Genomic DNA, 21,287 nt, shown 5'->3' on the forward strand with positions numbered 1-21,287 from the left:
CCTCCCTGGAGACTCGTTTCATGATGATTTTCGTGTTGTTTTGCTTTGCTTGTTCATTATGGCCGATTCTATAACCGATTCGAACTTAAAATTCTGCTCATTTTCACGAAAATCCTCATCACTTTCGTCTATTGAACGACTGGAAAAAGCAGCTTTTGATTTTTCAGCCAGAACAGGTTGTCCTTATCGATAATCGCCACTTCCATCTCCGTTCGTTCCGGCAATCGTCGCCCCTCGGCGGCGAAAGTCGCCTGCTGTAGACCGAGATATCCCATGTTGAACGGGTTCTGGACGATTAGCTTCTGGATATAGCCTTCTTGAAGCAGCTCCAGCAATTCAGGTGAGCTGTCGAAGCCGACCAGCTTGACGCGATTCCGCAGCCCTCTTCTCTTCAGCTCGTCTGCCGCGCCAACGGTCGCATTCGTGTTTAACGCGACGATGCCGTCCAGATCGTATTCTTCCAGCATCTGACCGGCGACTGTTTCGCAATCCCCTTCCCCGCAGGAACGGGCGGCGATCAGCTGCAATCCGGCGGCTTGCTTCGCCGCGAAGCGTACTCCGTCCTCCCTCAACCTGCCGTTAATTCCGCCCTCTGAATAGGCGAGCAGCCCGATACGTCCCCTCTCGCCGAGCAAGACATTCAACTGCCTGACCGCCTCCCGTCCGGCGGCCTCGTTGTCGATTCCGATATACGTCTCCGTCTTGCCGGATGTCAATCGGCTGTCGATCGCGATGACAGGGATGCCCCTTCTCTCCGCTTCGTCCAGGAATGGCTTAAAAGCCTCGTCGTCATTCGCTGCTAGAACGACCGCATCCGGGTTCGACTCGAGAGCCGTCATGGCTTGAAGAACCTGCCGGGCTACATCGCCTTCGCTATCGGTCGCCACTTGATTCAGGGAGATGCCGAATTCCCTGACGGCCGCCTCGGCTCCAAGCGACACGTTCTTCCAATAATCCCCGTGGACCGTACGAACAATCATCTGAACGCCGGTCTCGCTCGGCTTCGCCTGCGGAACCGGCGGCTCCTCGGATAACGCCAGATAGATCAGTACGAAGGCCGCGGCAGCCAGGCCCAATCGGATCGCCGTTCCGACCTTGTTATTCATGATCTCCTCCCTCTCTTTCTCGGCTTTCGTCCAACACTGCCGGGATGCGGACGGTCACCTTTGTTCCGACCTCCAGCTCGCTGTCGAAGCTTAAGCCGTAGGAATGGCCGAAGTACAATTGAATCCGCTCCTGCACGTTACGAATTCCGACTCCCGAGCCGGTTACGCTTGACGCGACCCCCGCCTTCACTTCATTCAACCTCTGTTCCGTCATTCCGACCCCGTTGTCCTCGATCCGGAAGACGATCGCCTCTCCCTCCTTCTTGGAAGACACCGAGATATGCGCCCTGTCGATCGACGGTTCGATTCCGTGAAGAATGGAATTCTCGATGATCGGCTGAAGGATCAGCTTCAGCGTCATGTAGTCGAACGTTTCCTCCTCCGTATCGAAGGAGAAATCGAATTTGTTCTTGAACCTCATCTGTTGAATGATCAAGTAATGGCGGGCATGCTCCAGCTCGTCCGAGACCCTGATCAGACTCTTGCCCTTGCCGATGCTGATCCTAAACAGCTTGGATAATGAGGTGATCGTCGTCACGACCTCTTCGTTCTTGTTCTTTCCGACCATCCTAACGACCGTATTCAGCGTATTGTATAGAAAATGAGGATTAATCTGCGCCTGCAGCGCTTCCAGTTCATGCTTGCGCTTGCTCTCCTGCTCGGCGACGATCTGCTCCATCAGCCGTTTGATCGTACGGATCATGATGTTGAACCGATTCGCCAGTTGCTTGATCTCGAGAGGCCCATCCTCGCCGTCTACCGGCACGAATTCGCCTCTTTCGACGCTTCTCATCGTCGCTTCGAGCCTCTTGATCGGACGCGAGATGCGGCGGGACAGCATGCCCGATAAGAGCGCGATGATGATCAGTATCGCGAAGATCATCTGTACCATCGAACGATTCAATGCCGCGCTCGTATTCAAAGCTTCGCTCAAGTAAGAGACGCCGACGACCTTCCAGCCGACGTTGCCTATGGATTGGACGCTAATCAGCTTCTGTTCTTCTCCGGTGCGGTCGATCGCGCTGCCGAACGAGCTGAGCGCAAGCTCCACGTTCTCTTGCTTCAATCTCGCATAGATGAGCTGAAGCTGAGGATGATACACGATATTGCCTGCCGATTCGTCGAGCAGATAGATATAACCTTTCTTCCCGAGGCTAACCCGATTCGACAGCTCGTCGATCCGATTGAAGTTGACGTCCATGAGGAGAACTCCGTCTTTCGGCTTCCCGTTCTTGACGAACGAGATACTCTTGCTGAGCGATACGACCCAACGGTACTGCCGGTTATAGAGATTCTGAACGTGCGGCAGCGAGATCTTCAGGTGGCCCGGCGTTCCGAGCGCATTCTCGTACCAGCTCTCCTCGGCGATCCGAAGCGAAGGCTTGAGGCTGACGTTCGGAAGATCCAGTTGGAGATGCCCGTATGAATCGAACAAGGCGACCGAAACGATATCCGCCCGGGTTGACATCATCGCTTCCAACTGTTCGCGCAAGGATGGCGACTCCACGCTTGCGCTCCGCCCGATCACATGGTCCATCATGCCGAACACGTCGGAGATTCCTTGAATGTAATTTTCCAGATTATAGCTGACTTGATCGACGATCTGCTGGGAATTGCGGTAGGCGTTCGCCTTCGCCGTCTCGGTGAACCGACCGTACAAAGCCAAGGTGACAATGGCGATCATGAAGACGGCGAACACGGCGAACGCCACCGATAAATTTGCCTGCAAGCTTCGGCGCCGCATCATCCGGAAATCTCCGGGAGCCCCGCGCGGTATTCCTTAGGCGTAACGCCGGCATACTTCTTGAAGCATAGTCCCAAGTAATTCGGGTCGGAGAACCCTACCCTGTCGGAGATTTCGAAAGTCTTCAGATTGGTCGTCCGGAGCAGCTCCATCGTCTTCTCCATGCGCAGCCGCAGCAAAAATGCCCCGAACGTCATTCGAGTTTCTTTTTTGAATAGGTTACTGAAGTATCCGGCGCTGATATGAAGATGCTCGCATAGGGTCGCCGTGGACAGATCGGCGTTTTGAAAGTTGCTTCTCGCATAGGAGATCGCCTCTTCCACGATTTGTTTGGAGGCGCGTTGCCGGCCGCTCGCGAGCCGATTCCTGAGCTTCAGGCACAAATCGGCGAACCAATTTTTGGTCTCGTCCGCGCTTGTCAGCTTCCGGTACTGATTCAGAATGCTTGCCCCTCCGAATAGGTCGTCCGAGCCGCCTTGGACATCCTTCGTGAGTTTGAGGATGGCCGTTACCATCTCCAGCATGTACAGCTCGTACTCCTGAACCGGGACGTGCGCGCGAGCAATCTCCTCGAAGAGCGCGTCGATCTCTTCGCGCAATTCCTCTTCCGACCCGACCTTTACGGCGCGCGTCAAGCTTCTCTCTTTCGCCTCGTCGAACGTAAGCGTCTTGCCGATCGGCTCGAGATCCCCGATATAGATGATCCGATTAATCCCGATGATTCTCCGGTAATCCAGCGCATCAAGCGCGGATTCGTACGACTCCTTTAAACCGCCGATGTCGCGAGCGAACGTTCCTACCCCTATCGTAACCGGCAGCTCCACGAACACCTCGATGCTTTTCAGAATTTCCTTCAGACCGTCTTGCGTCTCTTCCATCACGGGCGAAGCGTCCAGATGCGGGCTGGCCGTGAACAGAACGACCTGGTCCTGATGAATGAACGCCTTCCCCAGTCCTCTCTTGGACCAGATCTCGTCCGCGATGTTGCACACCGTGAACAGCATCAAATCGAGGTCATCGGACAGCTTCGGCCGCTTTATTCCGGAATCGACGTCCTCCGACTTCCCGTCCTCCTCCTTCGGCTGCACGCCGACGACGGATACGAGATACCCTTTCCCGTCGAGCTTAAGATCGTATTTCTCCGCCTTCTCCCGAATCGTCTTCAACGGCTGCCTTCGAGTAATCAAGGAAGAGAGGAACTTCTCCCGAATGATCGGGAGAGTCGTTCGATAGTGCTCCTGCAGAAGCTGGACATTGCTTCTTCTCTCGCGTTCTTCATCCATTCGACGAACGGATTCCCTAATTGCCGAGATCAATTGGTCATCCGAGAACGGCTTCAACAAGTAATCGTCCGCCTGAAGCTGAATCGCTTGTTTGGCGTATTCGAACTCGTCATATCCCGATAAAATCACTATTCTCGTTAGAGGGTACGTTTTCTTGACCCATTCGGACAGCTCCAAGCCGTTCATGTAAGGCATGTTGATATCCGTAACCAGAACATCGGGTTCTTCTCTCTCGATGAGTTCCATCGCTTCGCGGCCGTTAGTCGCCGGCCAAACTTTCTCGAACCCGTAGCTCGCCCAATCGATCTCTTCCAGAAGGCTTTCCGTCACTTCGGGCTCATCATCCGCGATCAATAGCTTGTACATCGTACTCTCCTCGCCCGCTAATATCGGTTATAGTATGTCTCGCGCGCTCCCACGCAACAGAAAAAAGCCGTCGAAATCTCGAACGGCTTCATGAATGCTATCGTATCGTCAGTCTGCTCGTCAAACAGATTTTTTCTCCTCGCTTTGCGGCCGCCCTCCTTCCGCGAACCAATATGCCGCTCCCACGAACAAGCCTCCTCCCGCGATATTGCCCATCGTCACCGGGACGAGGTTATGGACGAGACCGACGAATGTCACCGAGTCCGGATGCGGAAGCAGCAGAGCAAGGGTCAGAGTCGTCATATTGGCGATGCTATGCTCGAACCCGGACGCGACGAATGCGCACAGGCACCAGGCGATCGCCAGAATTTTGGCCGTTTCGCTCTTCAGTTGATAAGTGCACCAGATCGCCAGGCAGACCAGCCAATTGCACACGACACCTCGCCAGAAAAGCACCTCGAACGGAAGATGCATCTTCTTGCCGGCGAGCGCAAACAGCTGGTGATCGGCCGAGATGCCTGCGAACGCGTCGGATCGCCAGACGATCCAGGCGAATGCCGCCGCGCCGGCGAAGTTGCCAAGCCAGCACCATAGCCAGTTGCGAGCGGCGTCGCTCCATGTCGTCCGCTTCGCCAACGCGCCGACCGTCAGCACCATGTTGTTCCCGGTGAATAGCTCGGCGCCCGCGAACACGACAAGAATAAGCGCGATGCCGAACGACGTCCCGGAGACAAGCGGCGTCCACGGCGAATGAATGGCATACAAAGGCGCGGAGACGGACAGCATGAGCACGACCGCCATGCCGACATAAACGCCGGCCAGCGCGGACGACGCTCCGTAGCGTAAAGGATGATCGTCCAGCTTTCTTTTCTTGACGAGCGCTTTATCGATTACGGCCTCCAGTGCCGGGATATTCATGGCTGGCACCTCCTGTGCACGCGGATTCAAGCCGTCCGATCAATAACCGAATGCGTTCGAACGATCCGCGAAAGCGACGAGAATCTCTTCTTCCTCATTGAAATGATTCTTAAGCAGAGCGTAAGCTTGCAGAAGCTGCGACGCCATCTGCATGGCATCGGCATGCCCGACCGGGATCGGCTTCTCGCTCGCCATCTTCAGGAAGCAATCGATCCGGAAGAGGGCCTGTTCATGCTCGTGCTCCATGATCGTGAACACTTCCATCTCGTTCCCGAAGTACCAGGCCGCCATCGGGAACAATTCCCGCTCCTCCCAATTCGAATGCTCGACCAGCGCTTTGCGGAATTCCAACACGGTGAACCGCAGCGTTCTCAGCTTGTAATTGAGAACCAACAGGTCCGTCTCCCGCCGAACCTCGCATGCTTTGGCGTACACCTCTTGCAGCCCCTCCGACAACAGCGCGTGCTCTTCTTTTAGACGATCGATCGCTTCGTTCAACTGGTACAACGGATGATTGAACTCCTGAGGCGTAATCTCGTACGGAATATGGTCCGTCATGCGAATCCCTCCATATCGTCTTCTAAGGATGTTTCCAGTGTAGAACAAAAAACGCCTGAAGTATGTGAAAGAAATCACATGAACTTATGGAAAAGAGACGGGTCCGTATAGCACGCGCGGCGGAGAAAAAAAGGAGCCGAGGCTTATGCCCCAGCTCCCAGCTCTATCATAAAATGCTTAAGCTTATACGATGGTGACCGAGATTCCCAGTTCGCGAAGCGGCGCAATCCGGGAATCCTCTGCCCTGCTGTCCGTGATGATCGCATCGACGTCGGAGAGACCGGCGACGAACGTGAAGGCTTGAACGCCGAATTTGCTGGCGTCGGCCAGGACGATGACTTCGTCCGCCATGCCGATCATCTTGCTCTTGATCCGGGCTTGCAGCTCGTTGGACTCGCTGAAGCCCCGATCCAGATGGACCCCCTTGCACGACAGGAATGCTTTGTCTACGTGATAGGCGTCAAGGGAACGCTCCGCCAGCGGTCCGACGAACGAAAGCGATCGCTGAGCAAGAATGCCTCCCGTCGAGATGACTTCAATCCTCTCCTTCGAGGCCAGCTCCGTGGCCACCCGGATGGAATTGGTCAGGACGGTCAGCGGGATATCCGGCATCGCCATCGCCATGTACAGCGCCGTCGAGCTGGCGTCCAGCAGAATGCGGTCTTTGGGCTGAATCCGCTTGACCGCTTCTTCCGCGATTCGGCGCTTCTCTTCGGCATGGGTGATCTCCCGCTCGGCATAGGGAATCTCCGTTTGCTGCGGTTGATCCTTCACGCTAACGGCTCCGCCATGGGATCTGCGCAGCCGTCCGGCCTCTTCCAGACGGTCCAGATCGCGACGGATCGTCTCTTCCGTGACCTGAAACAAGGCGCTCAGCTCGGTAACCCGAATGCTCCCCCTGTCGTTGACCAACTGCACGATTTTCTCATAGCGTTCCGCGGCTAACATGGAATTCCCTCATTTCCCCTGAATGGCGATTAAAGCCTCTTCAATCCGGTTATGTTCAAGAAGCGCCCGTACGCATCCTGCCATTCTTCCGCGTTCTCCGGCTCGTAGACGATGACCGGGAACGAGTCGCGAATGACTCGGCGAGCTTCCCAGATGTCCGACAGCTCGCCGCTCGCGATCCATTGCACGGCCAGGTTGCCGATCGCGCTGCCTTCCGCCGGACCAGCCCAAACGGGCTTGCCGATGGCATTGGCGGACCACTGGCAGAGCAGCGTGTTCTGAATGCCGCCGCCTACCATATGCAAGCCGCCGAAGCGTTGGCCGGACAATTGCTCCGTCAGCTCCAGCACGTAACGGTACTTCAGCGCCAGGCTCTCGAGTATGCAGCGAACGATCGCTCCCGGGCTCTCCGGCGCCTTCTGTCCGGTACGTTCGCAGTACTTCCGAATCTGTCCAGGCATGTCCCCCGGATGGAGGAACAGGTCGTCGTCCGGCTCAATGAAGGCCGCGAGCGGATCGGCGAGATTCGACATCTTTACTAGTTCGGGGAAGGAATACGATTCTCCTGCCCGCTCCCATTCTCTTCTGCATTCGTTCAGGATCCACAGGCCCATGATGTTCTTCAGCAAGCGGAACGTGCCGTAAGCGCCGCCTTCGTTCGTGAAGTTCAGCTCGCGGGCCCGATCGCTGATGACCGGATGCTCGACCTCGGTGCCCATGAGGGACCAGGTGCCGCAGCTCAAGTAAGCGAAGGAACGTTCCAGCGCCGGAACGGCGACGACGGCGGAGCCGGTATCGTGCTCGGCAACGGCATAGACCGGTACCGAAGCGATGCCCAGCTCTTCCGTCAGCGACGGGCGAAGCGTCCCGACTAGCTGCCCGGGCTGAGCGACCGGACCGAACCACGATTCCGACAAGCCGAGCTTGCCGAGAAGGTCGGAATCCCAGTTGCCTTGCTTCGGGTTGTAGAGCTGGGTCGTCGTCGAGTTCGTGAATTCGTTGAACGTCTCCCCGGTCATGAAGTAGCGGAGAAGATCCGGAATCATCAAGAACCGTTTGGCTTCGCGAAGCAGCGGGGAATTCGCCTGCTTCAGCGCATAGAGCTGGAAGATCGAGTTGAACGACAGGAACTGGATGCCCGTCCGCGAGAACACTTCCGCCGCCGGAATCTCCGCGAACAGCTTCTCCATGATCCCGTCCGTATGCCGATCTCGATAATGGTAAGGATTGCCCAGCAGTTCGCCGCCTGCACCAAGGAAACCGAAGTCGACCGCCCAAGAGTCGATCGCGAGGCTGGACAGCTCCGCTCCTTGATGCTTGGCCTTCAGCAAGCCTTGCTTAAGCTCATGATAGAGACGCAGGATGTCCCAGTGCAGGCGGTCGCCCACCTGAACCGGATCGTTGCCGAAGCGATGAAGCTCCTCCGTCTCGATGCGGTTGTCGGTCAATCGGCCGAGCAGCGCCCTTCCGCTGCTCGCGCCGAGATCGTATGCGAGAATGCTCGCCATGGGTATCCCCCTTGCTATTAACGCTTCAGCAGCACTTCCTGCTCATACGATTTGACGTCGGCCAGCCATTCCTCGCGAACCGGAACGCCGGATTTCGCGCAGTAGTAATCCCATACCGCGCCGAAAGGATAGGTTTTGAATTCTTCCGACAGAGCGAGGCGGGTCGTGTAGTCGCCGGCGAGCTCCGCTTGCCGAAGCGCTTCGATCGGCTCCAGCATGGCGCGCAGCAGCGCCTTGATCGTGTTGCGCGTGCCGATGACCCAAGCCGCGACGCGGTTGATGCTCGCGTCGAAGAAATCAAGTCCGATATAAGTCTTGCCGAGAAGATCGCCTCGGACGAGCTCCTTGCCGATGTCGAGCAATTCGTCGTCCAGAATGACGACATGGTCGCTGTCCCAGCGGACCGGACGGCTGACGTGGAGCAGGATGCCTTCCGCGAACAGCGAGAGCGCGGAGAGCTTGTTCGAGATCACTTCCGTCGGATGGAAGTGGCCGGCGTCCAGGCAGATCAGCTTGTTGTTCTGCAGCCCGTAGCCCATGTAGAACTCGTGCGAGCCGACGGTATAGGCTTCGGCGCCGATGCCGAACAGCTTGCTCTCCACCGCGTCTAGATGATGCTGGCGGTTCAGCTCTTCCGCGAACGCTTCGTCCAGGGATTCCTTCAGGCGCTTGCGCGGACCGAGGCGATCGGCCGGAAGGTCCTTGTAGCCGTCCGGTACCCAGACGTTCATGACGCTCGTCTGGCCCAGCTGCTCGCCGAAGGAAGCGCTAATGCGGCGGGAAGCCTTGACGTGATCGATCCAGAAGCGGCGGATTTCCGCGTCCGGGTGGCTCAGCGTCAAGCCGTCGCTCGATTTCTCGTGGGAGAAGCAGGTCGGGTTGAAGTCCAGGCCGAGCCCGTTGTCCTTCGCCCAATCCACCCATTTCTGGAAGTGCTTCGGCTCGAGCTTGTCGAGGTCGACTCTCTCGTCCGTATCGGCGTAAATCGCATGAAGGTTGACCTTATGCTTGCCTGGGATCAGCGAGAACGCTTTCTCCAGATCGGCGCGAAGCTCCTCCGGCGTTCTTGCCGCGCCGGGATAGTTGCCGGTGACGGAGATTCCGCCGGTCAGGTCTTGATCCTTGAACAGGAACCCCTTGACGTCGTCTCCCTGCCAGCAATGCATCGAAATCTTGATTTTCTCCAGCTGCTCCAGCACCTGATCGACGTCGATCCCGTGTTCGGCGTATTGTTCCTTGGCAATCTCGTAATTGCGCGCAATCTTCTGGTCCATGGTTCCGAGTCCCTCCTCGTTGGTTACCGCACCGGATAGGCGACGACCGACATGAGAGCGTTCTCAGCTTGGGTCGAGTCCAGGCGGCTGTATTGCACGACGATCGGAATATCGCTTCGCGCCTCGATGGCGTAAGGAACGCCGACCGGAATCGGCGTTCCCTCCTTGTTCAGGGACGAAGTGCGAATATGCTTGGTGCGTCTCGGCGGTACGACGACGAGGATGTCCTCGATCGGGTCCCGGTCCTCGAAGAAGATCGTAAAGTTGATCAACGCTTCCTCCGAGGATACGTTGAGGACGCAGACGGACTCGTGGCTAAGCAGCTCCCCGGAGCTGTTCTCCGGAATGTAGCCGTCCGGAATGATCCAATGCTTCTCGCCTTTGGCTGAATGCACGTTCGTCCCTCCTTGAATGGATGATTTGTTAAAGCTTTAAGCTTATCGGGTGAACGCCGCTGGCACGCCGCCGTCGATGGTCAGCATGCAGCCGGTCGTCTTCGCCGACTTCGACGATGCGAAGAAGGCCACGCCTTCCGCGATGTCGCGCGGGTAGATGTTGACGAGCAGCGTCGTGCGCTTGCGGTAGTGTTCTTCCAGTTGGTCCGGCTCGATGCCGTAAGCGGCGGCGCGTTCGTTGCGCCAGTTGCCGTTCCAGATGGCGGAGCCTTGCAGGATCGCGTCCGGAAGGATCGTGTTGACGCGGATGCCGAACTCTCCGCCTTCCGCCGCGATACAGCGGGCCAGGTGAGCTTCGAGCGCCTTGACGGAGCTGTAGGCCGTCACGTTCTTGCCGGCGTAGACGGTGTTCTTCGAAGCGATGAACACCATGTTGCCGCCGATCGCTTGCTGCTTCATCAGCTTGAACGCTTCGCGGGCCACGAGGAAGTAGCCGGTTCCGAGAACGTTCATGTTCAGGTTCCATTCCTTCAGGGACGTCTCGTCGAACGGGCTGGAAGTCGCGAGGCCCGCATTGTTGACGATGATATCGACGCCGCCGTAAGTCAGCGCGGTTTGATTGTAAGCGTCGATGATCATCTCTTCGCTCGTTACGTCCATTTTAACGGCGATCGCACGGTTCTCGCCATACTTCTCGTTGATTTCCGCCGCGACTTTCTCGGCGCCTTCTTGGTTCAGGTCGGCCAGCACGACATGCGCGCCTTCCGAGACGAGACGGCGAGCGGTCTCGCTGCCGATGCCGCCGGCGCCGCCCGTGATGAAGGCAACCTGGCGGGAGAACTCGGCTTCCGGCGGAGCCAGGGACAGCTTATAAAGCTCAAGAGGCCAGTATTCGACGTTGTAGGATTCGTTCTCGCTCAGGGAGACGAAGTCGCCCAGAGCCGTCGCGCCGCGCATGACGGCGATCGCGCGATGGTAGAGAGCGCCGCTGACCTGGGAGTTGGACCAGCTCTTGCCCGTGTTGATCATGCCGACGCCCGGAATCAGGATGACGCGAGGCGCGGCTTCGAACATCACGTCGCCTTCGTTCTTGTTGCGCTCGAAGTAAGCTTGGTATTGCTGCTTGTAGGCCGCGATGCTGTCTTTCAGGATCGCCTTCAGGCCGTCGATATCGTCCGCGTTCGGAGTCCATTCGACGAACAAGGGAACGACCTTCGTATGAACGAGGTGATCCGGGCAAGCCGCGCCGACTTGCGACAGCTTCGGCGAGTTCTCGCCGCCGACGAACGCCAGAACGTCGTCTTGGTCGTCGAAGCTCAGGATCATCTTCTTGGAATCGCTGACCGCGCCGCGAACGGTAGGCATAACCGCGGCCGCGATCCGGCGGCGGACGTCAGCCGGCAGAGCCGCATGGCGAACGCCGCCGAACAGCTTCGCTTCGTTCACGCGAGCTTCGATGAACGCTTCCGCCTCGCTGATGATCTTGATCGTCTGAGCGTACGCTTCTTCGCTCGTCTCGCCCCACGTGACCAGGCCGTGCTTCTCCATCAGCACCAGCTCCGCCTTCGGGTTGGCGAGAACGCCTTCGGCGATCATCTTGGACAGCGTGAAGCCCGGACGCACGTAAGGAACCCATACGAAACGGTCGCCGAAGATTTCCTTGGCCAGTTCTTTGCCGTTATGCGCGCAGCAGAGGCTTATGATCGAATCCGGATGAGTGTGGTCGACATGCTTGTAAGGAAGGAAAGCGTGAAGCAGCGTCTCGATCGAAGCGCGCGGGTGCTTGGCGTCGATCATGCAGTTCGCCAGGTAAGCAACCATCTCTTCATCCGACATCTCGCTTCTCTCGAACAGAGGGCGGATATCGTCCATGCGCAGGCCCGTGAAGTTGCCGGCCTTCATCGACGCGAGGTCGGAGCCGCTGCCTTTCACGTACATAACCTCGACGTCGCGGCCGCGGAAGTCCTTCACGACCGTCTTCGCCGAAGTGTTGCCGCCGCCCCAGTTGCAGACGCGGCGATCCGCGCCGATGATGTTGGAACGATAGACGAGTTGATCGAGTCCGCTCTCGAATTGCGATGCTTTCGAAGAATCCCACAAGCTCTGTACCATGATTCAAACCTCCGAATTGTTGGTTTTGTTTTTGTTTATGTGTGGCTATTTCGGATTATAGCACCTTTGTTTTTGTTTGAATACCCTTATTTCAAACAAAAACAAAAATAAAACCACGTACTTTCGCCGATGGCATTCATCAGACTTATAAGGGCAGGTTACGAACATGAGCCGCGAGCCGCAACGTGCTCGGCAAGCGAGTCTTCCAAACGCGTGTTGTGCCTATCACTCCGCCATCTTTATCGAACGATTCCCCTTCCGTTAATATCGAAAATGCAACAATATGCGGCTGTAAGTGTCTAATATTTCCGTTACGGTTCGGATTATATGTCCGATGAATATTGCAATCGAATATCGTCTAAATAAATGGTAACGCTTCAGAGACATGGAATCTGCCATCGAGTACTCCCTAACAAAGTAGGGGAATGGTTCACTTTCAAAAAAAGGAGGAGTTTCATGGATAACAATCGGAATCAATCGTTCGAAATGGCAATTACGCGCGAATTCGATGCCCCTCGCGAACTCGTATTTAAAGCATGGACAGAACTCGGGCATTTCGCGAAATGGTGGGGACCAAAGGGGGTCACCCTCGAAGTTGTTAGAATGGACGCACGATCAGGAGGCGAGTTTTTAGGATATCAGACGTCAACTGACGGCAATCAGGTCATGTGGGGGAAATTTGCCTACCAAGAGGTTGTCGAACCTGAGAAAGTGGCTTATATCCGTTCGTTTTCCGACGAGCAAGGCCATACAGTCCGAGCTCCTTTTAAAGCGAGTTGGCCTCTTGAAATTATGAATGTCTTAACGCTGGAAGATAACGAAGGAAGAACGGTTCTAAAACTGAGAGGTTGCCCTGTGATTGCTTCCGCTGAGGAACTAGACAACTATATCGGTATGGCTCCAAAGCTCCGACAAGATCTTGAGGGTACGTTCGATAAACTTGCCGACTATCTTGTCTCCATGAAATAGAATGCGAGAGCAGCCTAGGACTTTATTTTCTCGTCCATGGCTGCTCCTGTTCCCTTATTTCTGCGACTGCGAAGACAGGATCGCCGACAGAACCGTATGCGAAACGACGTTCCGATCGCGATAGACGTCCTGGATCGCATCCTCATACTCGCTCAGCAGGCCGCCCTGCAGCATCACGGTCCGGAAACCGCGCTCCGCGGCACCGTTGTACGTCGCGAGCACGCAATATTGGGCGGCGTAGCCGGAGAGGACGACCAGATCCGGAGAGTAATCGCTAAGGATTTGCTCCAGGTCGGTGTTCCAGAAGGAATTAGAGGACAGCTTCGTGACCTGGCGGTCCTCGGGAGCGACGACGATCTCCGGAACGATATCGAGCCCTCCCTTGCCGTCGTCCGGCTCTTCCACGTCGCGAACGTGAATGACGAGCTGATCGTGCTTGCGCATCATTCCGGCGACATAATTGATGTACTCGAACGGCTTCGCGACATTGCGATAAGGCCGCAGCTCATTGATAAAGATATTCTGGACGTCAATGATGACAAATGCGATTTTCATTCCGTCGGGCACCCCTCATCGTGTTCGATTAACCAATCCACCGCGTAATCCACGCCTTCGCGCAGGTCGAACAGCCTTGAATCCGCTACTCCGATCCTTCCTTTGACCAAGGACAACGCTTGTATCTCATACGCTTCTCCGAGCTCCTCGAAGCGGTCCGTGTCGAAAACGATCTCCCGGTAGCTCTTCCATACCCGCTTCCCGTTCTCGAGAATCGGCGCGCTTTCGATCGTCTGGCGAGGCTCGGGAACCCGATTCTCCGCCAGGTGGAACGACGTGTTGCTGTCGTAGCCGACGCCGACCAGCAGCACCTTCGCTCCCAGATCGTAAAGCCTCGCGAGAGGCGAATCTTCCCCAAGCGCAAAATCCAAGGAATGACCGCCGGTCACTAGATGGGCGTGCTTCCCCCAAGCCGCGAAGGACAGCGCGGGATGATCGCTTCGCAGCGTCCCGTGCCACGTGCGGAAGCACTCCGGAATCGCTCCCATCCCCCGGGTCGGCGTGACCTGCGGATCGAAGGCAGGCATCGTTCGGCGGATCTCCTCCCACCACGATTCCGGAACCGGAGGCAGCATCCACTTCGCGGGTTCGGAATAGTCTCCGGTATGGGTCGGCATGACCAACGTTCCTTCCGGCGTCAGCACTTCCATCAGCGCTTGGACGACCGCGACGGGACCGCCGCACACCCACCCTATTCGGCTTAAAGAGGAATGGACGATCAGAGCTTGTCCTTCCTTGACTCCGAGCCGCCTCAAATCCCGCGCCAACGTCTCGACGGTCATCAGCTCGGAGCTTCGCAGTACCGCTTGCTGTTCGAACATTTTCTTAATTATCCTCCATCTTGCTAATCGTTCGTCTCATCCTCTAGTATGGCAACCGCCCTAACGGGAGAACCGTCCGCCCCCGCGATTCGAAGCGGGAATCCGAAGAACTGGAAGTCCTTGTTCTTGGGAAGAAGCTCCAGACCGCTCAGATCCGTGTAGGTGATGATCCCCCTGCCGAGCAGCGCTCTCTCCAGCGGCTCCGACAGCTCTCCGCCTACGAACTTCGGCATGCGCTCCGTCAACCTCTCCAAGAGCTCGATCCCGGCAGATTGCGCGAAGAACAAGCCTCTTCCCATCGGCCAATCGGAATCCGGATCGACGACGCGGGCCAAGCCGCAGAATCGGTCCAACGGAATTTGGTCGAGCGACGCGGCGCCGACGTGCATATGGGAAGGGGCATCCACGTGAGTCCCGCTATGGGTCCCCAGAGACAGGCTTCTCACTTCCCAATCGTGCCGTTCATGCGTATGAACGACTCGGATCCGAACCTCGGGGTCGCCCGGATAGACCGGCATCCCGTCCGCCAGAAGCGCGGTTAGATCGACAAATCTCATTGCCGTGTCTCTCTCCTTCGGTTCATTCGAAGGATCTGCTCGCAGGCCATGTCCGCTGCATCTTGCGAAGCTGGATGATCTGGCCCGTATGGTACGCATCGTGGAGAATAAGGCTGTTCACCCAGAGGCCGATCGGATTCTTCGGAATGCGACGCTCGAAATCCTTCTTGTCCATCCCCGCAAGAAGCTCGCGAATGGCGGAATGCACCTTCTCCAGTCTGTTCACCAGATCCTTCCAGGACTCTTCATCGGCAACGGGAGCCCCGAACGTATCGTCGTTGGTGACCCCTTCCGGGTATTCCGTCTCCTCGCCGATCAATCGGAGATGAAGCCGTTCCTTGTAGAAGACCAGATGCGAGACCGTCTCTCCGATCGTATTGATCCGTCCCCCGTACCGGGGACGCCAGTTCGCCTGTTCCCAGGTGACTCCATTAAGGGCATCTTTAAGCGGCGGATACCAATCTTCTCGCTCATAGCAGCTGTCCCATCCGTGAAGCAGCAATTCCATCTTGTTCATGAACGGTTCACCTCTCTTTGGGTAGGGTTGGAAAAAACGGTCCTTCTCGCCCAATTATACCCCCTTTTTCTCCGATTCGGTAAGTCCCTATCTTTAACCGTTGAGTTGAAGCTTCGGCTCGGACTATAATGAAGTGTTGAATTACCAAGAGAACAAATACAGATGGAAAAGGTGTCATTCTTACATGAGCATTCTAACGGTTTCGAATTTAAGCCACGGCTTTGGCGACCGGGCGATCTTCAATAATGTCTCTTTCCGGCTTCTGAAGGGAGAGCATGTCGGTCTCGTCGGCGCCAACGGCGAAGGCAAGTCCACGTTCATGAACATCGTCATGGGCAAGCTGGAGCCCGACGCCGGCAAGGTCGAATGGTCCAAGAAAGTCCGCGTCGGCTACCTCGACCAGCATTCCGTGCTGAGCAAGGGAATGACGATTCGCGACGTTCTGAGAGGCGCCTTCCAATACCTCATGGATGCGGAAGCCGAGATGAACGCGATGTACGACCAGATGGGGACCGCCGATCCCGACGAACTCGAGCGCCTTCTAGAAGAGGTCGGCACGATCCAGGACCTCCTGAACAGCAACGACTTCTACATGATCGATGCCAAGGTTGAGGAAGTCGCGCGCGGACTCGGGCTTGGGGATATCGGCCTCGAACGGGATGTCAACGACCTCAGCGGCGGGCAGCGCACCAAGGTGCTGCTGGCGAAGCTGCTGCTGGAGAAGCCCGACATTCTGCTGCTCGACGAGCCTACCAACTATCTCGACGAGGCGCATATCGAATGGCTGAAGCGCTACCTGCAGGAATACGAGAATGCCTTCATTCTGATCTCCCACGACATTCCGTTCCTGAACAGCGTCGTCAACCTGATCTATCACATGTTCAATCAGGAGCTGAACCGATACGTCGGGGACTACGACAACTTCATGCAGCTGCATGAAGCGAAGCAGTCGCAGCTGGAGTCAGCCTATAAGCGCCAGCAGCAGGAGATCGCCGATCTCAAGGATTTCGTCGCCCGCAACAAAGCCCGGGTGTCTACCCGCAACATGGCGATGTCCAGACAGAAGAAGCTGGACAACATGGACCTGATCGAGCTGGCCAAGGAGAAGCCGAAGCCGGAGTTCAACTTCAAGGAAGGACGGACGCCGAGCCGCCTCATCTTCGAGACGAAGCAGTTGGTCATCGGTTACGACGAGCCTCTCTCCCGCCCTCTCGACCTGAAGATGGAGCGCGGCCAGAAGATTGCCTTGGTCGGAGCTAACGGCATCGGCAAGACGACTCTGCTCCGCAGCGTTCTCGGCCTGATTCCCGCCTTGTCCGGCACGGTCGAGCGCGGCGAAAACCAGCTGATCGGCTACTTCGAGCAGGAGGTCAAGGAAGGCAATGAGCTGACCTGCATCGAAGCGATCTGGAACGAGTTCCCGGCGCTGAGCCAATTCGAGGTTCGCGCGGCGCTGGCCAAGTGCGGGCTTACCACCAAGCACATCGAGAGCCGGCTCTCGGTGCTGAGCGGCGGCGAGAAAGCGAAGGTTCGGTTGTGCAAGCTGATCAACCGCGAATCGAACATTCTCGTGCTGGATGAACCGACGAACCATCTGGACGTCGACGCCAAGGACGAGCTCAAGCGAGCGCTCAAAGCTTATAAAGGCAGCATCCTGCTGATCAGCCACGAGCCGGAATTCTACCGCGACGTCGCAACCGACGTCTGGAACTGCGAATCCTGGACGACGAAGGTATTCTAATAACGAATAGAGCGAGCCCCCGGTCCCTAGCGGAATCGGGGGTTTTTCGCATGCGTTTTTCCAATAATGGGCATTCTATCGAATCATCTAGGAAAGCAGGGATCGCGAATGAATCCAAACGGCGACGACAGCCGGCAAGACCCGCAAGACGACGGAACGTTAACCAATAGGCAAGGCCATCCCATCACCAACAACCAGAACATTCGAACGGTAAGCAACCGCGGACCGGCCACACTGGAGAACTACGACTTTATCGAGAAGATCAGCCATTTCGACCGCGAGAAGGTGCCGGAGAGAATCGTCCATGCCCGCGGAGCCGGCGCGCACGGATACTTCGAAGCGTACGGCACGGTCGGCGACGAACCGGTGTCCAAGTATACCCGCGCGAAGCTGTTCCAGGAGCGAGGCAAGCGGACCCCCGTCTTCGTTCGCTTCTCGACGGTCGTTCACGGCCTCCATTCCCCGGAGACGGTGCGCGACCCTCGCGGCTTCGCGGTTAAATTCTATACGGACGACGGCAACTGGGATCTGGTCGGCAACAACCTCAAAATCTTCTTTATTCGCGACGCGATGAAATTCCCCGACATGATCCATGCCTTCCGTCCGGATCCCGTCACCAACATTCAGGATGCAAGGCGATTCTTCGATTTCTGCGCCAATTCGCCCGAATCGTTCCATATGGTGACTTTTATTTATTCCCCGTGGGGCATTCCGGCCAATTACCGCATGATGCAGGGCTCCGGCGTGAACACCTACAAATGGGTGAACGGCGACGGACAAGGCATGCTGGTGAAGTACCACTGGGAACCGAAGCAAGGAATCAAGAATCTGACGGCCGCCGAAGCGGCAGCCATTCAGGGCAAGAACTTCAATCACGCCACGCAGGACTTGTACGAGGCGATCGAACGCGGCGATCATCCGGAATGGGAGCTGCTCGTTCAATTGATGCCGGACGGCCCGAATCCCGAGCTCGATTTCGACCCGCTGGACGACACGAAGCTGTGGCCGGAGGACAAGTTCCCTTGGCGTAAGGTTGGCCGCATGGTCCTCGACAAGAATCCCGACAATTACTTTAACGAGGTCGAGCAAGCCGCCTTCGGGACGGGCGTGCTCGTCGACGGCCTGGACTTCTCCGACGACAAGATGCTGCAGGGAAGAACGTTCTCCTACTCCGATACCCAGCGCTACCGCGTCGGAGCCAACTACCTGCAATTGCCGATCAACGCGGCCAAGAAACGGGTCGCCACGAACCAGGAAGGAGGCCAATTGCGGTACTTCAACGACAAAGCGCCCGGCCAGAACCTGCATATCAACTACGAGCCTTCATCCATGGGCGGTTTAAAGGAAGCCGAGCAAGCCGGAACCGAATACACGCCGCACGTCGAGGGGAACCTGGTCCGGCAGTCCATCGACCGCGACGACAACACGAAACAAGCCGGGGATACCTACCGTCACTTCGAGCAATGGGAGAAGGACGAGCTCCTGAACAACCTCGTGAACGATCTCTCGATCTGCCCGAAGGATATTCAGGATAAGATGATCGCCCTCGCGGAGCAAGCGGATGAGGAATACGGACGCCGCCTAAGGGAAGGATTAGCCGGGAAAGCTCCGGGCAGGCGCGTCGGCGATTCGGAATTCGCCGAAGAATGGCAGCACCCGCTAGGGGCGGGCAAAGCGCAGCAAGCCGTACAAGCTGCCGTCGATAAGGGACATGCTCAGGATCCGTATTGATCTCGAATAACTAGCATCCCATGTCAATACTTTGAATAAAAACAGGGGTTTCTCGCGTCCATTCGGCGTTCCCGAGAAGCCCCTGTTTTGTCTAGCCGGCCGAACTTATTTAAACTTCTCGATCAGATCCATCTTCTGCTGCCAAGTCTTCGGGCTTAGAACGACGGCATAATTCTCCGGGTTCAGCTTGCGGAGCAGCTCGGGACGGAACAGCTTCAGCTGGCTCGCATGGTATTCCCGAATCTCGCTCAGCTCGGGAAGGTCGTAGACCAGCTTCCCCTCTTGGAAAATCGGCTTCAGCAGCGACACCGCTTCATAGTCCGTCGCCTTGCGGCGAATATAGGGATGAATCGGATCGAACAGCTCCAGCGTTTCGCCGTTCTTGACCTCCTCTTCGTCCGTCAACGCTTCATAATCCGCCATGGCCATTCCGGTCTTGCGGTTGATGATGCGGTAGACGTCCTTCGCGCCGGGCGTCGTCACTTTCTCCGGATTGCCCGAGATCTTGATGACCGGCTCCCACTTCCCGTCCTTCTGCACCTCTACCAGCTTATAGACGCCCCCGAGAGAAGGCTGATCCGAAGCGGTGATCAGCTGAGTGCCGACTCCCCAGCTGTCGATGCGGGCTCCCTGAGCCTTCAAGTTCATAATGATATTCTCGTCCAAGTCGTTGGAGGCCACGATCTTTACGTCGGGCAAGCCCGCTTCGTCCAGCATCCGGCGCGCTTCTTTGGACAGATAAGCCAGGTCGCCGCTATCCAGCCGAATGGCCAGCATCCGTTTGCCTTTGCTCTCCATCTTCTTCGCCACTTTGATGGCGTTCGGAACGCCGCTTCCGAGCGTATCGTACGTATCCACGAGCAGCGACACTTGGTTCGGCAGCGCTTCGGCGAAACGCTCGAACGCCCGCTCCTCCGAGTCGTGGTGCTGGACCCAGGCATGGGCATGCGTTCCCGAGGTCGGAATGCCGAACATCATGCCCGCACGCAGGTTGGAGGTCGAATCGAAGCCGGCGATGCAGGCCGCCCGCGCTCCCCACACGGCCGCATCCGCTTCTTGAGCCCGGCGCGTCCCGAATTCCATGAGCATATCGGATCCGGCGACCTGACGGATTCGCGCCGCCTTGGTCGCGATCAGCGTCTGGTAATTGATAAAGTTGAGCAGCGCCGTCTCCAGCAGTTGGGCTTCGAACACCGTCGCTTCGATCCGGACGAGCGGCTCGTTGGCGAAGACGATCGTTCCTTCCTCCACCGACTTGATGTTGCCGCCGAATCGGAATTGGCGCAGCTTATCCAGGAATCTCGGATCGTAATTCTCTTCCTGCTCGCTCAAATACGCGATCGTCTCTTCATCGAACCGGATCGATTGCACGTATTCGACGAATCTCCTTAGTCCGGCGAACACGGCAAACCCGTTGCCGAACGGAAGCTTGCGGAAGTAGGCTTCGAAGACGGCCCGGTCCCGATCGGTTCCATGATACCAGTGAGCGTACATCATGTTGATCTCGTACTTGTCGGTATGAAGCGTTAAATTCTCGTATTTCATCCGTTCCTCCGCTCTGCAGGGCAACCGCGATTACCCATTTTGCGCACCTAAGCTACATATTGTATGAAAATGGAGATCTTTTCGCGAAATATGGACAGTTTCTTAGTTTTTACAAGACAAACCCTTGACATAGATACGTTTTGTATCATAAATTACTAATAGACCAACTTGTCTTCCCCCGCTCGGGCCACTCGGCCGATACGTCGTCCACAAACTCAATTCAAAGGTTCAAGGAGAATAGAACATGAACATGGGAGAACGTCTTCGAGAGCTTCGGCTGAAACGGAATGTATCTCAAGAGGAAGTTGCCCGCCATATCGGGATCACCCGTTCCGCCTACAGCCATTACGAGATCAACAACAGGCAGCCCATCTACGAGACGCTGATCAAGCTTGCCGCTTATTTCGACGTCTCCCTTGATTACATTATTGGCGGCAATGCCCTCTCCCAATCCGCCTCGTCCCGGGAATTGCCCGATGCGACCGACTCCCATGAGATTCTGCGGCTGCTTCGAGGGATGAATCACGAACAAAGGAAACAATCGCTCGGCCTGCTTCATGAGATGATGAAGAACGATGCCAGGATCAAAGGCAACGGCTGAACCGGACGAGGAACCGGACGGGCCGCGCACTCGGAACA

At 56.7% G+C, this 21,287-nt stretch carries 19 protein-coding genes; 4 read left to right on the forward strand and 15 right to left on the reverse strand.

Features of this window, described 5'->3' with window-relative positions:
* Positions 1–128 precede the first annotated feature (128 nt).
* From ELR57_RS14380 to ELR57_RS14425, 10 genes are all read right to left on the reverse strand, one after another.
* Entirely contained in the window at positions 129–1,106 is a 978-nt protein-coding gene (locus ELR57_RS14380; RefSeq protein WP_126959789.1) for a substrate-binding domain-containing protein, read from the reverse strand.
* Complete coding sequence (locus tag ELR57_RS14385; RefSeq protein WP_126959790.1) at positions 1,099–2,853, reverse strand: cache domain-containing sensor histidine kinase; 1,755 nt, start codon at positions 2,851–2,853, stop codon at positions 1,099–1,101. Before ELR57_RS14385 ends, ELR57_RS14380 begins: the two co-directional genes overlap by 8 nt.
* Complete coding sequence (locus ELR57_RS14390) at positions 2,850–4,499, reverse strand: response regulator (protein WP_126959791.1); 1,650 nt, start codon at positions 4,497–4,499, stop codon at positions 2,850–2,852. Before ELR57_RS14390 ends, ELR57_RS14385 begins: the two co-directional genes overlap by 4 nt.
* A gap of 120 nt (positions 4,500–4,619) precedes the next feature.
* Positions 4,620–5,417 (reverse strand): formate/nitrite transporter family protein, encoded by a 798-nt coding sequence (locus ELR57_RS14395; RefSeq protein WP_126959792.1) that lies wholly within the window; start codon positions 5,415–5,417, stop codon positions 4,620–4,622.
* Positions 5,418–5,456: 39 nt separating this feature from the next.
* On the reverse strand, positions 5,457–5,975 hold the full coding sequence (locus tag ELR57_RS14400; protein WP_126959793.1) for a hemerythrin domain-containing protein: 519 nt from the start codon (positions 5,973–5,975) through the stop codon (positions 5,457–5,459).
* A gap of 183 nt (positions 5,976–6,158) precedes the next feature.
* Positions 6,159–6,923 (reverse strand): DeoR/GlpR family DNA-binding transcription regulator, encoded by a 765-nt coding sequence (locus tag ELR57_RS14405; protein WP_126959794.1) that lies wholly within the window; start codon positions 6,921–6,923, stop codon positions 6,159–6,161.
* Between the two features lie 29 nt (positions 6,924–6,952).
* A complete protein-coding gene (locus ELR57_RS14410) occupies positions 6,953–8,431 on the reverse strand; it encodes a rhamnulokinase (RefSeq protein ID WP_126959795.1) in 1,479 nt (492 codons plus the stop codon).
* A gap of 17 nt (positions 8,432–8,448) precedes the next feature.
* Positions 8,449–9,705, reverse strand: a complete 1,257-nt coding sequence (gene rhaA, locus ELR57_RS14415) for an L-rhamnose isomerase (RefSeq protein WP_126959796.1) — start codon at positions 9,703–9,705, stop codon at positions 8,449–8,451.
* 23 nt (positions 9,706–9,728) lie between these two features.
* Complete coding sequence (locus ELR57_RS14420; protein WP_126959797.1) at positions 9,729–10,100, reverse strand: sensory rhodopsin transducer; 372 nt, start codon at positions 10,098–10,100, stop codon at positions 9,729–9,731.
* Between the two features lie 42 nt (positions 10,101–10,142).
* Complete coding sequence (locus ELR57_RS14425) at positions 10,143–12,212, reverse strand: bifunctional aldolase/short-chain dehydrogenase (protein WP_126959798.1); 2,070 nt, start codon at positions 12,210–12,212, stop codon at positions 10,143–10,145.
* Positions 12,213–12,668: 456 nt separating this feature from the next.
* Here ELR57_RS14425 and ELR57_RS14430 point away from each other — a divergent pair, with 456 nt between their 5' ends.
* Positions 12,669–13,181, forward strand: a complete 513-nt coding sequence (locus ELR57_RS14430) for an SRPBCC domain-containing protein (protein WP_126959799.1) — start codon at positions 12,669–12,671, stop codon at positions 13,179–13,181.
* Between the two features lie 54 nt (positions 13,182–13,235).
* Here ELR57_RS14430 and ELR57_RS14435 read toward each other — a convergent pair whose 3' ends face one another.
* Genes ELR57_RS14435 through ELR57_RS14450 form a run of 4 tightly spaced genes read right to left on the reverse strand, consistent with a single transcriptional unit; the run spans position 13,236 to position 15,631 of the window.
* Entirely contained in the window at positions 13,236–13,736 is a 501-nt protein-coding gene (locus tag ELR57_RS14435) for a cysteine hydrolase family protein (RefSeq protein WP_126959800.1), read from the reverse strand.
* Complete coding sequence (locus tag ELR57_RS14440; protein ID WP_126959801.1) at positions 13,733–14,557, reverse strand: AAC(3) family N-acetyltransferase; 825 nt, start codon at positions 14,555–14,557, stop codon at positions 13,733–13,735. Before ELR57_RS14440 ends, ELR57_RS14435 begins: the two co-directional genes overlap by 4 nt.
* A gap of 23 nt (positions 14,558–14,580) precedes the next feature.
* Positions 14,581–15,114, reverse strand: a complete 534-nt coding sequence (locus ELR57_RS14445) for a cyclase family protein (protein ID WP_126959802.1) — start codon at positions 15,112–15,114, stop codon at positions 14,581–14,583.
* Positions 15,115–15,136: 22 nt separating this feature from the next.
* Positions 15,137–15,631 (reverse strand): DinB family protein, encoded by a 495-nt coding sequence (locus tag ELR57_RS14450; protein WP_126959803.1) that lies wholly within the window; start codon positions 15,629–15,631, stop codon positions 15,137–15,139.
* A 184-nt stretch (positions 15,632–15,815) separates the two neighbouring features.
* On the opposite strand from ELR57_RS14450, the gene ELR57_RS14455 reads away from it, so the two are divergent.
* Together ELR57_RS14455 and ELR57_RS14460 are read left to right on the forward strand one after the other, a co-directional pair.
* Complete coding sequence (locus ELR57_RS14455) at positions 15,816–17,372, forward strand: ABC-F family ATP-binding cassette domain-containing protein (RefSeq protein ID WP_126959804.1); 1,557 nt, start codon at positions 15,816–15,818, stop codon at positions 17,370–17,372.
* A gap of 108 nt (positions 17,373–17,480) precedes the next feature.
* Complete coding sequence (locus ELR57_RS14460) at positions 17,481–19,103, forward strand: catalase (RefSeq protein WP_126959805.1); 1,623 nt, start codon at positions 17,481–17,483, stop codon at positions 19,101–19,103.
* Positions 19,104–19,208: 105 nt separating this feature from the next.
* On the opposite strand, the gene ELR57_RS14465 is transcribed toward ELR57_RS14460, so the two are convergent.
* On the reverse strand, positions 19,209–20,648 hold the full coding sequence (locus ELR57_RS14465) for a nicotinate phosphoribosyltransferase (RefSeq protein ID WP_126959806.1): 1,440 nt from the start codon (positions 20,646–20,648) through the stop codon (positions 19,209–19,211).
* A 244-nt stretch (positions 20,649–20,892) separates the two neighbouring features.
* On the opposite strand from ELR57_RS14465, the gene ELR57_RS14470 reads away from it, so the two are divergent.
* The gene (locus ELR57_RS14470) at positions 20,893–21,249 is read left to right on the forward strand and encodes a helix-turn-helix domain-containing protein (protein WP_126959807.1); all 357 of its coding nucleotides are present in this window, start codon (positions 20,893–20,895) and stop codon (positions 21,247–21,249) included.
* Positions 21,250–21,287: the final 38 nt, after the last annotated feature.

It is taken from the genome of Cohnella sp. AR92 (assembly GCF_003990975.1).
Classification (GTDB): domain Bacteria; phylum Bacillota; class Bacilli; order Paenibacillales; family Paenibacillaceae; genus Cohnella.